Source organism: Pseudomonas sp. THAF187a (assembly GCF_009363395.1).
In the GTDB taxonomy this organism is placed as follows: domain Bacteria; phylum Pseudomonadota; class Gammaproteobacteria; order Pseudomonadales; family Pseudomonadaceae; genus Aquipseudomonas; species Aquipseudomonas khazarica.
Map to the genome: position 1 here is coordinate 1,720,144 of NZ_CP045349.1, position 12,550 is coordinate 1,732,693.

12 protein-coding genes are annotated in these 12,550 nt (G+C 65.2%); 8 read left to right on the plus strand and 4 right to left on the minus strand.

Features of this window, described 5'->3' with window-relative positions:
- Positions 1–72 precede the first annotated feature (72 nt).
- The 4 genes from FIV02_RS08025 to FIV02_RS08040 all read left to right on the plus strand — a co-directional run bounded on the left by FIV02_RS08025 (position 73) and on the right by FIV02_RS08040 (position 4,079).
- A complete protein-coding gene (locus FIV02_RS08025) occupies positions 73–315 on the plus strand; it encodes a DUF1653 domain-containing protein (RefSeq protein ID WP_037048657.1) in 243 nt (80 codons plus the stop codon).
- Positions 316–557: 242 nt separating this feature from the next.
- Complete coding sequence (gene topA / locus FIV02_RS08030; protein WP_152488316.1) at positions 558–3,164, plus strand: type I DNA topoisomerase; 2,607 nt, start codon at positions 558–560, stop codon at positions 3,162–3,164.
- A gap of 79 nt (positions 3,165–3,243) precedes the next feature.
- Complete coding sequence (locus tag FIV02_RS08035) at positions 3,244–3,762, plus strand: DUF6586 family protein (RefSeq protein ID WP_152488317.1); 519 nt, start codon at positions 3,244–3,246, stop codon at positions 3,760–3,762.
- An 80-nt stretch (positions 3,763–3,842) separates the two neighbouring features.
- Positions 3,843–4,079, plus strand: a complete 237-nt coding sequence (locus FIV02_RS08040) for a hypothetical protein (RefSeq protein WP_037048652.1) — start codon at positions 3,843–3,845, stop codon at positions 4,077–4,079.
- 64 nt (positions 4,080–4,143) lie between these two features.
- Here the strand turns inward: FIV02_RS08040 and sulA are convergent, their stop codons facing one another.
- Together sulA and lexA are read right to left on the minus strand one after the other, a co-directional pair.
- Positions 4,144–4,605, minus strand: coding sequence for an SOS-induced cell division inhibitor SulA (gene sulA / locus FIV02_RS08045; protein ID WP_152488318.1), 462 nt, complete (start codon positions 4,603–4,605; stop codon positions 4,144–4,146).
- A gap of 9 nt (positions 4,606–4,614) precedes the next feature.
- On the minus strand, positions 4,615–5,229 hold the full coding sequence (lexA, locus tag FIV02_RS08050) for a transcriptional repressor LexA (protein WP_037048649.1): 615 nt from the start codon (positions 5,227–5,229) through the stop codon (positions 4,615–4,617).
- A gap of 227 nt (positions 5,230–5,456) precedes the next feature.
- Here lexA and FIV02_RS08055 point away from each other — a divergent pair, with 227 nt between their 5' ends.
- From FIV02_RS08055 to FIV02_RS08070, 4 genes are read left to right on the plus strand one after another with little or no spacing between them, the layout of a single operon-like run.
- Positions 5,457–6,164, plus strand: coding sequence for a TetR/AcrR family transcriptional regulator (locus FIV02_RS08055; protein WP_037048647.1), 708 nt, complete (start codon positions 5,457–5,459; stop codon positions 6,162–6,164).
- A gap of 49 nt (positions 6,165–6,213) precedes the next feature.
- The gene (locus FIV02_RS08060) at positions 6,214–6,741 is read left to right on the plus strand and encodes a L,D-transpeptidase (protein ID WP_152488319.1); all 528 of its coding nucleotides are present in this window, start codon (positions 6,214–6,216) and stop codon (positions 6,739–6,741) included.
- An 11-nt stretch (positions 6,742–6,752) separates the two neighbouring features.
- Entirely contained in the window at positions 6,753–7,751 is a 999-nt protein-coding gene (gene nagZ, locus FIV02_RS08065; RefSeq protein WP_047586412.1) for a beta-N-acetylhexosaminidase, read from the plus strand.
- 10 nt (positions 7,752–7,761) lie between these two features.
- The gene (locus FIV02_RS08070; RefSeq protein WP_152488320.1) at positions 7,762–8,499 is read left to right on the plus strand and encodes an S-methyl-5'-thioinosine phosphorylase; all 738 of its coding nucleotides are present in this window, start codon (positions 7,762–7,764) and stop codon (positions 8,497–8,499) included.
- Positions 8,500–8,560: 61 nt separating this feature from the next.
- Here FIV02_RS08070 and FIV02_RS08075 read toward each other — a convergent pair whose 3' ends face one another.
- On the minus strand, positions 8,561–9,082 hold the full coding sequence (locus FIV02_RS08075; RefSeq protein ID WP_037048640.1) for a CsiV family protein: 522 nt from the start codon (positions 9,080–9,082) through the stop codon (positions 8,561–8,563).
- 11 nt (positions 9,083–9,093) lie between these two features.
- On the minus strand, positions 9,094–12,531 hold the full coding sequence (mfd, locus tag FIV02_RS08080; RefSeq protein WP_152488321.1) for a transcription-repair coupling factor: 3,438 nt from the start codon (positions 12,529–12,531) through the stop codon (positions 9,094–9,096).
- Between the last annotated feature and the right edge of the window lie 19 nt (positions 12,532–12,550).

Sequence of the window (12,550 nt, forward strand, 5' to 3'; positions counted from 1 at the left end):
TAGCGGACACGAAACCGGGGCCCAGTGCCCCGGTTTTGCTTTTTACGGCTTTTCACTTCGGGAACCCTTTCAATGCAGTTGCAGTCAGGACTCTATCGCCATTACAAAGGCCCGCAGTACCGTGTCTTCGGTGTGGCGCGGCATTCCGAGAGCGAGGAAGAGGTCGTGGTCTACCAGGCGCTGTACGGCGAGTTCGGCCTCTGGGTGCGACCGCTGAGCATGTTCTGCGAGGAGGTCGAGGTGGACGGCAAGCGCGTTCCACGCTTTGCTTTGATTCAGGCTGAAGTCAGCCCGATTGGGGCGCATCAAGTCTGACTGCGCAGACCCTGCGCTTGACCTTCGCTTGGTCGCCACTATATATAGCGGGGCCTTAGAGGGCGTCTGCAAATTGCTGCACTCGGCCATGCCGCGTTGAAACCAGCCTCAGAATGCTCATGTACAGCTCGTACACAGCACTTTCTCGACTGTTTTCGCCTTGCCTGACCTTCGCTCGCTGCTTTGTAAACACCCTCGGCTCCGTGCCTTCTATATTTCGCAATTCAGGAATTTTCTGATCCATGGGCAAATCGCTGGTCATCGTGGAATCCCCGGCCAAGGCCAAGACCATCAACAAGTACCTGGGCAACCAGTACGTGGTGAAGTCGAGCATCGGCCACATCCGTGACCTGCCTACCAGTGGCTCGGCAAGCGCCAACAAGGAGCCTGCCAAGCGCGGCAAGGCCGCCGGCGAAGCCCCGGCGCTGTCGCCCAAGGAGAAGGCCAAACGTCAGCTGTTCGCGCGCATGGGGGTCGACCCCGAGCATGGCTGGAAGGCCAAGTACGAGATCCTGCCCGGCAAGGAAAAGGTGATCGACGAACTGCGTCGTCTGGCCAAGGATGCCGACACCATCTATCTCGCGACCGACTTGGACCGTGAAGGGGAAGCCATCGCCTGGCACCTGCGCGAGTCCATCGGCGGCGATTACGCCCGTTACAAGCGCGTGGTGTTCAACGAGATCACCAAGAAGGCGATTCAGGAAGCCTTCTCCAGGCCCGGCGACCTGGATATCAACCGCGTCAACGCGCAGCAGGCACGGCGCTTCCTCGATCGCGTGGTGGGCTACATGGTCTCGCCGCTGCTGTGGGCGAAGATCGCGCGTGGTCTGTCTGCCGGTCGCGTGCAATCGGTGGCCGTGAAGCTGGTGGTGGCGCGCGAGAAAGAGATCCGCGCCTTCGTGCCGGAAGAATACTGGGAAGTGCACGCCGACCTCGGTACCGCGAAGAACGCCAAGGTGCGTTTCGAGGTGGTGCGCGAGAAGGGTGCGGCCTTCAAACCGGTCAACGAGGCCCAGGCCATGGCCGCGCTGGAGAAGCTCAAGGCTTCCAGCTACAGCGTGGCCAAGCGTGAGGACCGTCCGACCAGCAGCAAGCCTTCGGCGCCCTTCATCACCTCCACCCTGCAGCAGGCGGCGAGCAACCGCCTGGGCTTCGGTGTGAAGAAGACCATGATGATGGCCCAGCGTCTGTACGAGGCCGGCTACATCACCTACATGCGTACCGACTCGACCAACCTGTCCGCCGACGCCGTGGAGATGGTGCGTGGCTTCATTGGCAGCGAGTACGGCGACAAGTACCTGCCGGGCAAGCCCAACCTCTACTCGAGCAAGGAGGGCGCTCAGGAGGCGCACGAAGCGATTCGTCCGTCCGACGTCAACCTGCGCCCGACCCAGCTGTCCGGCATGGAGCGTGATGCCGAGCGCCTGTATGACCTGATCTGGCGCCAGTTCGTGGCCTGCCAGATGCCACCGGCCGAATACCTGTCCACCAGCGTCACCGTGGCGGCAGGCGATTTCGAGCTGCGTGCCAAGGGCCGCATCCTCAAGTTCGACGGTTACACCCGTGTGCTGCCGCAGCAGAGCAAGCCCGGTGAAGACGACGTACTGCCGGAAATGAAGGAAGGCGAGGGCCTCAAGCTGATCCAGCTCGACCCCAGCCAGCACTTCACCAAGCCGCCGGCGCGCTACTCCGAAGCGAGCCTGGTCAAGGAGCTGGAGAAGCGTGGCATCGGCCGGCCGTCCACCTACGCGGCGATCATTTCCACCATTCAGGATCGTGGCTACGTGACGGTGCACAACCGTCGCTTCTACGCCGAGAAGATGGGCGACATCGTCACCGAGCGTCTCGACGAGAGCTTCGCCAACCTCATGGACTACGGCTTTACCGCCACCATGGAAGAGCATCTGGATGATGTCGCCCAGGGCGAGCGCGAGTGGAAGCATCTGCTCGACGAGTTCTACGCCGACTTCAAGAAGAAGCTCGAAGTGGCGGAAGCGGGCGAGGGTGGCATGCGTGCCAACCAACCGACCCTGACCGACATCCCCTGCCGCGAGTGCGGCCGGCCGATGATGATTCGTACCGCCTCCACGGGGGTGTTCCTCGGCTGCTCCGGCTATGCGCTGCCGCCGAAGGAGCGCTGCAAGGCCACCATCAACCTGGTGCCGGGCGACGAGATCGCCGCGGACGACGAGGGCGAGTCCGAATCCCGCGTGCTGCTGGGCAAGCATCGCTGCCCGATCTGTTCCACGGCGATGGATGCCTACCTGCTGGATGAAACCCGCAAGCTGCATATCTGCGGGAACAACCCCGATTGCACCGGCTACGAGATCGAGCAGGGCCAGTACCGCATCAAGGGCTACGAAGGCCCGAGCCTGGAATGCGACAAGTGCGGCAGCGAGATGCAGCTCAAGACCGGCCGTTTCGGCAAGTTCTTCGGCTGTACCAATGCCAGCTGCAAGAACACCCGCAAGCTGCTGAAGAACGGCGAGGCGGCGCCGCCGAAGATGGACAAGGTGGAGATGCCGGAACTCAGGTGCGAGAAGGTGGATGACACCTACGTGCTGCGCGACGGCGCCTCGGGCCTCTTCCTCGCCGCCAGCCAGTTCCCGAAGAACCGCGAGACCCGCGCTCCGCTGGTGCTGGAAATCGTGCCGCACAAGCAGGAGATCGATCCCAAGTACCACTTCCTCTGCGATGCCCCGCAGAAGGACCCGGACGGTCGCCCGGCGGTGATTCGCTACAGCCGCAAGACCAAGGAGCAGTACGTGCAGTCCGAGGTCGACGGCAAGCCGACCGGCTGGCGCGCCTTCTTCGATGGCGGCAAGTGGAAGGTCGAGGACAAGCGCTGAGTTCAGCGTCCTGACGAAATGCGCGCCGGCAGCGGCCGGCGCGCGTACCATGGCTCGATCTGCAGTGGAGGTCGCCGCAATGGCCAAAGAAATCTACACCCGCACCAACCAGAAGATCTTCTTCGCCGGTATCGCCCTGGATAACTGGCGCAAGGCCGAAGGCTCCGCCGCATTCAACGTGCAGGCGCTGGTGCAGGCCGAGCGCGAGGCGACGCTGTTCCATCTGTATGGTGCGCTTCTCGGCGTGTGCCACGAGATCGCCGGTTACTACCGCGTGAGCGACGCGGCCCCTTCGCGTGTCGAGGCCTTCGTCCAGCAGGCGGTGCTCGATGGCGCGCCCAGCCCCGAGCTGGCCGAGCTGGTCGAGCTGGCTCAGCAGCGTGAAACCTGGCTGGCGCAACTGCTGGCCGCCTATGCCGCGCTGTTCCAGCCGCCGCGTGAGGAGCGCAAGGCCAAGGTCGACCCGGCGATGCCGCTGATCACGGCGGTCAGTGTCGGTGAGGAGCCGGTGGAGCTGAGCGTCGACGACATCGACGCCTGGCGTCAGCAGCTCAAGACCCTGGTGCTGCGCTTCCGCGAAGGCCTCAGTGAGTGCTGATCGGGTTTAACTGGACCAGTGGGCTGGGGGTGACCCCGACTGACTGTTACAATGTCGTGTTTTTGCACAGAGACTGAGCCATGCCTACATCCTTCCTGGAAATCGTCGAACTGCCCGATGGGCGTATCGCCCTGCGCCGCGCAGAAGATGAAGAGGCCCTGGTCACTCTGGACTTCTCCGCTGACGCCAAGGCCTTTCTGCAGGGGCAGCACATCGAAGTGGCCAAGGCCATGCTGAACGTGGGTGTGCAGATGGCCGGGCGCATGGCCGAGGGCGACTTCGTCGGCGAAGAAGATGAACCTCGCGTCCTGCACTGATCGACGGCGATGAATCAACGAAAACGGGGCTCCAGTGGAGCCCCGTTTGCGTTTCTGCGAAGCGTCAGCCCAGGCTGATGTTCAGGCTCTGCGCACCGCCGGTCTGCGCGGCCTGCGCCAGGCGCTGGCGGGTGCTGCGCTCGACAGGGTGCAGCCAGCTGATGACGGTATGGCTCCGGCCCAGCTTGAGCGCTTCCTCGGCCAGTTCTAGGGCGTCCTGCCCCTGGCGTGGCTGCAGCAGCAGGATGCGTTCGCGATTCAGGCCGGCGTCACGCAGCCAGGTCTGGGTCAGGCTGGCAGGCGGTGCGACCAGCGTCAGCCAGCGTGCATCCTGGTTCTGGCTCAGTTCGCGGAGGATCGGTGCCAGCAAATGCAGGCAGTGGCCGGCCGTGCCGCGAAGGGCGAGCTCGCTGAATGCCTGATCGTCGACCACACCGGCTTCGGCAGGTGCCTCGTGCGGGGTGTCGGCGAGAAAGGCGTTGAACAGGGGGAGCTGTGAACGTTCGAACGACTGCTGCATGTGCATGGCGTCTCCTTAGCGGCGAATCACGCCGACACTCAAACCTTCGATGACCAGGTCCTGGTGCTCCAGGTCGACCTCGATCGGGGCGAACTCGGGGTTCTCGGCAATCAGCCAGACCTTGTTGCCTTCGCGCTTGAAGCGCTTGACCGTCACTTCGTCGTCGATGCGGGCGACGACGATCTGGCCGTTGCGCGCCTCACGAGTGGTGTGCACGGCGAGCAGGTCACCATCGAAGATGCCGATGTCCTTCATGCTCATGCCGCGTACGCGCAGCAGGTAGTCGGCCTTGGGCTGAAAGAAGGTCGGGTTGATCTGGCAGGATTCCTCGACGTGCTGCTGGGCGAGAATCGGCGCACCAGCGGCCACCCGGCCGATGACCGGCAGGCCCTCGTCTTCGTTCGCTGCGCCGGCCTCGAAACCGGGGATGCGAATGCCACGGGAGGCGCCCGGGGTCATCTCGATCGCCCCCTTGCGGGCCAGGGCCTTGAGGTGCTCCTCGGCGGCATTGGGCGACTTGAAGCCCAGTTCCTGGGCGATCTCCGCGCGGGTGGGCGGGTAGCCGTTGTCTTCCAGGCAGCGTTTGATGAAGGCAAGAATCTCGGCTTGGCGGGGCGTCAGTTTCAGCATGGCTGGGCTCTGTCTTTTTATACAGTGACTGGGATTATATACAGTAAGGCGGGCTTGGCAACGGCCAATTTTCATGCGCCGCTCGCGCCGCGTGTTACCCGCACGGGTCAATTGACGTCTGTGCTGTTATAAGCTGTGACCAGCCGGCCAAAAGACGGCTCATGCGGCTTGACATTTCGATGCGCTGAAACGTATGTTTCAAACAAGTGTTTGTCAGGTGATAGCTCATGGCCCAGTCGGAAACCGTTGAACGCATTCTCGATGCTGCAGAACAGCTGTTCGCGGAGAAAGGTTTCGCCGAGACCTCGCTTCGTCTGATCACCAGCAAGGCGGGGGTCAACCTGGCAGCCGTCAACTATCACTTCGGCTCCAAGAAGGCCCTGATCCAGGCGGTGTTCTCGCGTTTCCTCGGGCCGTTCTGTACCAGCCTGGAGAAGGAACTCGACCGTCGCCAGGCGAAGACGGAAAACCAGGCCACGCTCGAGGAGCTGCTGGAACTGCTCGTCGAGCAGGCACTGGCGGTCAAGCCGCGCAGCGGCAACGACCTCTCCATCTTCATGCGTCTGCTCGGCCTGGCCTTCAGCCAGAGCCAGGGGCACCTGCGCAAGTACCTGGAAGAGGTCTACGGCAAGGTGTTCCGTCGCTACATGCTGCTGGTGCATGAAACCGCGCCGCGCATTCCGCCGCTGGAGCTGTTCTGGCGCGTGCACTTCATGCTCGGCGCGGCGGCGTTCAGCATGTCCGGGATCAAGGCGCTGCGCGCCATGGCCGAGACCGATTTCGGCGTCAATACCTCGATCGAGCAGGTGATGAGGATGATGGTGCCATTCCTGGCCGCCGGCATGCGCTCGGACTCCGGTGTCGACGATCCCGCGCTGGCAGGTGCTCAGCTCAAGCCCCGCAGCAAGACGCCCAGCGCTACGCCCAAGGTTTGATGCCGGGGCAGGTGGGCTTGGCTTGGCCCTTCGGCTAAGCTAGCGGCCCATGTCCGATCTCGATCTGCTGCATATCTCTCTCGCTGACCAGACCCTCTATGGCCTTGGTGCCGGCCAGGTGCTGCTGCGCCTGCCTGTCTCCACGGCGCTGAACGGCCCCGGTGAGCGCAACGGCTCTGGCTGCACGCCACGTGGCCTGCACCAGGTACGGGCGAAGATCGGCGCTGGCCTGCCGCTGGCCGCCGTGCTGCGCGGCAGGCGCTGGACCGGTGAGGTCTGGTCCGCGCAGCTGCATCAGCAGTTTCCCGACCGCGACTGGATCCTCACCCGCATTCTCTGGCTCAGCGGCCTGGAGCCCGGGCGCAACCGCCTGGGAGAGGTGGACAGCTTTCGTCGCTATATCTATCTGCATGGCACGCCGGATACGGAACCCATGGGCGCGCCGCTGTCTCATGGCTGCGTCCGGCTGCGTAATACCGACATGCTGGCGCTGTTCGAGCGCGTGCCCGTGCATTGCCGGGTGCGTATCGACGAGGCGCCATGCCCGCAGTGGGCTGCGGACCACGATTTTCAGTAAGGAATACCTGCATGCAAGGCTCATTGATGATGGATGTCGCTGGCACCTGGCTGACCGCCGAGGATCGCCAGATGCTGCGCCAGCCCGAGGTGGGTGGCCTGATCATTTTTGCCCGCAATATCGAATCGCCGCGCCAGGTGCGCGAGCTGTGCCAGAGCATTCGTGCCGTGCGCCCGGACCTGCTGCTCGCTGTGGATCAGGAAGGCGGACGGGTGCAGCGCCTGCGCCAGGGCTTCCTGCGCCTGCCGGCGATGCGCGCCATCGCCGACAATCACAACGCCGAGGAGCTGGCCGAGCACTGCGGCTGGCTGATGGCGACCGAGGTACTGGCCGTCGGCCTGGATCTCAGCTTCGCGCCGGTACTCGACCTCGATCATCAGCGCAGCGCGGTGGTCGGCAGTCGTGCCTTCGAGGGAGACCCGCAGCGTGCCACGCAGCTGGCTGCGGCGTTCATCCGTGGCATGCAGCAGGCGGGCATGGCGGCGACCGGCAAGCACTTCCCCGGACATGGCTGGGCCGAGGCCGACTCCCACGTGGCTATCCCCGTCGACGAGCGCAGCCTGGAGGACATTCGTGCCTGTGACATGCAGCCGTTCCGGCAGTTGTCCGGCCAGCTCGATGCAGTGATGCCGGCGCATGTGATCTACCCTCAGGTGGACGAGCAGCCGGCCGGTTTCTCTCGCCGCTGGCTGCAGGACATCCTGCGCGGTGAGCTGGGTTTCGACGGGGTGATCTTCAGCGACGACCTGTCCATGGCCGGGGCGCATGTCGCCGGGGACGCGGGCAAGCGTATCGAGGCGGCGCTCAGCGCCGGTTGCGACATGGGCCTGGTGTGCAACGATCGTGGCTCGGCCGAGCTGGCCCTCGCCGCACTGCAGCGTTTGCAGGTGCAGCCGGCCGAACGGCTGCAGCGGATGCGCGGGCGTGCTCATGCGTGCACCGACTATCGCCAGGCGCCGCGCTGGTCGCGGGCGGTGGCCGCACTCAGAACCGCTCAGTTGCTGGATTGAGGAGGGCACCATGAGCGTTCTTGCCATCATCGGCGGCACTGGCCTGACCCAGTTGCCGGGCCTCGAGATCCGTCAGGCGGTCTCCGTGGAGACGCCTTACGGGGCACCTTCGGCCGATATCCTGCGGGGCGAGTATGCCGGGCGCGACGTGCTGTTTCTCGCCCGGCATGGCCAGCCACACCGCATTGCGCCGCACCAGATCAACTACCGCGCCAATCTCTGGGCACTGAAGCAGGTTGGCGCCAGTGCCATCGTCGCGGTCAACGCGGTCGGCGGTATTCACGCGGCGATGGGCGCCGGGCATTTCTGCGTGCCGCACCAGATCATCGATTACACCGCCGGGCGCGCGCACACCTTCTTCGAGGGTGAGCTGGAGCATGTGACCCATGTGGATTTCAGTCATCCCTATGACGAGGCCCTGCGTGAGCGCCTGATCGCGGCGCTGCGCAGCGAGGGGGCGGCCTGCAGCAGTCAGGGCGTCTACGGTTGCACCCAGGGGCCACGCCTGGAGACTGTGGCAGAAATCGTCAGGATGGAGCGCGATGGCTGCGACCTGGTCGGCATGACCGGCATGCCCGAGGCGGCCCTGGCGCGTGAGCTGGCGCTGCCCTATGCCTGCCTGGCGCTGGTGGTCAATCCGGCTGCGGGCAAGGCGCCGGGGCTGATCACCATGGCCGAGATCGAGCGCGTGCTGGAGCAGGGGATGGGCACGGTCAAGGGCGTGCTGGCGCGTGTGCTGAGCGCCTAGCTGCTGCCTCGATCGCTGCAATGAAAAAAGGGCCGCTCAGCGGCCCTTTTGCGTCATGCCCTCAAAGCGGGCTGATGCGTACCAGCGCGCCGAGGCTGCCGTGGTCCAGGTAGGTCAGGCTGTTGTCCTTCAGGCGCTGGGCGACTTTCATGTGCTCGCTGCTGTCGAGCAGGCCGTCGGCGCTGAAGTGGTTGATCCACAGCTCCAGGTCCAGGTCGGCGAAGCGTTCCTGGGTGAAGGTCAGCGTGCCTTCGACCGGGTAGTGGCCGAAGTGGCCGTCGCCAGTGCTGACGGCGACGCGGCTCGGGGTGCCGCCCAGCGTCTGGCTCCAGGCCTTGTGCAGCAGGACCTGATAACCGTTGCCGGGGTTGAGCTTGGCGGCCTCGTTGTTGAGGGCGGTGGCGCGTTCGTTGCCGTCGATCGGCAGGGCGGTGCCGGCCCAGTCGTCGGGGGCGATCTTCGGCGCGATCACGGGTTCGCCGGCCTGGCGAAACACCAGCAGCTCGACCTGGTAGAGGCGTTCGGCGAAAGCGCTCGGTGCCAACAGGCAGAGCAGCAGGGCGATCAGGTGCAGTGGGCGCATGGTCAGGTCCTTCAGGTGGTGGGCGCGAGGCGCTCGAACAGGGCTTCCAGGGTGTTGAAGCGCTCTTCCGCGCGCTCCATCGGCACCTGGATCTTGAAGACGGTGGCGCCTTCGAACTTGTAGCGTTTGGGCTGGGCCTGGATCAGCTTGATCAGCGTCAGCGGGTCGACGCAGGTCTCTGCGGCGAACTCGATGCGGCCGCCCTGCGGTCCGGCGTCGACCTTGGTGATGCCCAGCTTCTCGGCCTGCAGCTTGAGCAGGGTCAGGCGCATCAGGTGCTTGGTCGGCTCGGGCAGCAGGCCGAAGCGGTCGATCATCTCGACCTGCAGTTCCTTCAGGCCGTCTTCGTCGGAGGCCGAGGAAATGCGCTTGTACAGGATCAGGCGCGCGTGCACGTCGGGCAGGTAGTCCTCGGGGATAAGCGCGGGCACGCGCAGGTTGATCTCCGGGCCGCCGCCCAGTGGCTGGTCGAGGTTGGGTTGTTCGCCTTTCTGGATGGCCTTGACCGCACGCTCGAGCATTTCCATGTACAGGGTGAAGCCCACTGCCTGGATCTGCCCGCTCTGGCCGTCGCCGAGCAGCTCGCCGGCGCCACGGATTTCCAGGTCGTGGGTGGCGAGGATGAAGCCGGCGCCGAGGTCCTGGGCTCCGGCAATGGCTTCCAGGCGCTTCTGCGCGTCTTCGGTCATGCTCTTGCGTGGCGGCGTCAGCAGGTAGGCATAGGCCTGGTGGTGGCTGCGGCCGACGCGGCCACGCAGCTGATGCAGCTGGGCCAGGCCGAACTTGTCGGCGCGTTCGATGATGATGGTGTTGGCGCTGGGCACGTCGATGCCGGTCTCGATGATGGTCGAGGCCACCAGCACGTTGAAGCGCTTGTGGTAGAAGTCGCTCATCACCTGTTCCAGATCGCGCTCGCGCATCTGCCCGTGGCCGATGCCGATGCGCGCTTCCGGCACCAACTCGGCGAGGTCGGCGGCACACTTCTCGATGCTCTTCACATCGTTGTGCAGGTAGTACACCTGGCCGCCGCGCAACAGTTCGCGCAGCAGCGCTTCCTTGATGGTCGGCTTGTTCTCCTCCATGACGAAGGTGCGCACCGACAGGCGCCGCGCCGGCGGGGTGGCGATGATCGACAGGTCGCGCATGCCGGCCACGGCCATGTTCAAAGTGCGCGGGATAGGCGTGGCGGTGAGGGTGAGGATGTCCACCTCGCTGCGCAGGGCCTTCAGCTGTTCCTTCTGGCGCACGCCGAAACGGTGTTCCTCGTCGATGATGACCAGGCCCAGGTTGTGGAACTTCACGTCGTCCTGCAGCAGCTTGTGGGTGCCGATGACGATATCCACCTTGCCTTCGGCCAGTTGCTGCACGGCGCCTTCGACTTCCTTGGCGCTCTTGAAGCGGCTCATCACCTCGACCTTCACCGGCCAGTCGGCGAAGCGGTCGCGGAAGCTGTTGTAGTGCTGCTGGGCGAGCAGGGTGGTAGGCACCAGCACCGCCACCTGCTTGCCGCTGTGCACGGCGATGAAGGCGGCGCGCATGGCCACCTCGGTCTTGCCGAAGCCGACGTCGCCGCAGACCAGGCGGTCCATCGGCTTGCCGGCCAGCATGTCGCCGCGCACGGCATCGATCGCCGCCTGCTGGTCCGGGGTTTCCTCGAAGGGGAAGCCGGCGCTGAAGGTGGCGTAGTCCACCGCCGGGTCCTGGAAGGCGAAGCCTTCGCGGGCGGCGCGGCGGGCGTAGATGTCGAGCAGTTCGGCGGCGACGTCGCGTACCTGCTCGGCGGCCTTGCGCTTGGCTTTCTGCCAGGTTTCCGAACCCAGCCGGTGCAGCGGCGCCAGGGCATCGTCGCTGCCGCTGTAGCGGGCGATCAGGTGCAGGCTGGCCACCGGAACGTAGAGCTTGGCCTCGTCGGCGTATTGCAGGGCGAGGAACTCGGCGGCCTGGCCGTCGAACTCCATGGTGATCAGGCCCAGGTAGCGGCCGACGCCGTGGTCGATATGCACCACCGGTGCGCCTTCGCGCAGCTCGGTGAGGTTCTTGATCACGTTGTCGCCGCCTTCGCGGCCCTTCTCGCGGCGGCGACGCTGCATCACGCGCTGGCCGAACAGCGGGCTCTCGGCGATCAGCGCCAGGTCATCGAGCAGCAGGCCTTCGTCCAGCGGGGCAATGCAGATGTTCAGGCGTTCGCCGCTGGCGACGAAGGCCGGCCAGCCATCGACCTCCCTGGGCTTGAGCTTGAGGCGGGCGAGCAGCTCCAGGAGCACTTCGCGGCGCCCGGCCGATTCGGCGCAGAACAGCACACGGCCCTGGTACTCCTCGATGAAGCGGCGCAGCGCCGCCAGTGGCTCGCCGGCCTTGGCCTGGATCGCCAGGTCGGGCAGGGCGCGGGCGTCGAAGCGCGTGCGGCCGACACCGGGTTCGATGTCCTCGGGGTTGGCCACCACCCGTGGCCAGCTTTTCAGCTGGGCAAAGCAGTCGTCCACCGGCAGGAAGATGTCGGCGGGCGGCAGCAGCGGGCGCTCCGGGTCGACGCGGCGATCCTCGTAGCGGTTGCGCGCGTCCAGCCAGAACTGCTCGGCGGCTTTCTCGATGCCCGGCAGCGAGAACACCTGAGTGTCGCCCGGCAGGTAGTCGAACAGGGTGCCGGTGGCCTCGAAGAACAGCGGCAGGTAGTACTCGATGCCCGCCGGGGTGATACCGGAAGACAGATCCTGATAGATCGGGCAGCGGCGGAAGTCGACGTCGAAGCGTTCGCGAAAGCGCCCGCGAAAATCGGTGACGGCCTTCTTCTCCAGCGGGAACTCGCGTGCCGGCAGCAGGCGAATCGACTCGACCTTGTCCACCGAACGCTGCGTCTCGGGGTCGAAGGTGCGCAGGGTTTCGATCTCGTCATCGAACAGGTCGATGCGGTAGGGCGTTTCGCTGCCCATCGGGTAGAGGTCGATCAGCGCACCACGCACGGCGAACTCGCCGTGTTCGTAGACCGTGTCGACGCACCGGTAGCCGGCGGCCTCCAGGCGCGTGCGCATCTGCTCCACGTCCAGCTTCTGGCCGACATCCAGCACCAGGCTGCTGCCGAGCAGGAAGTTCTTCGGCGCCAGGCGGTGTAGGGCAGTGCTGATCGGCACTACCAGTATCCCGCGCTTCAGCTGCGGCAGTTGATACAGGGTGGCGATGCGCTGGGAGATGATGTCCTGGTGGGGCGAGAAGACGTCGTAGGGCAGGGTTTCCCAGTCGGGGAAATGCAGCACCGGCAGGCTGGGGGCGAAGAAGGCCAGTTCCTCCTGCAGGCGCTCGGCGCTCTGGCTGCCCTCGGTCAGGACCAGGGTGAAACGCTCGGCAGTGCTGGCGGCCTCGGCAATCGCCAGGGAAAGGGCGGCGCCAGGCAGGTTGCCCCATTGCTGTTTGCCGGCACTGGCCGGCAGAGACGGAAGACGCAGTACGGACACGGGCGGCTCGCGGTCGTGA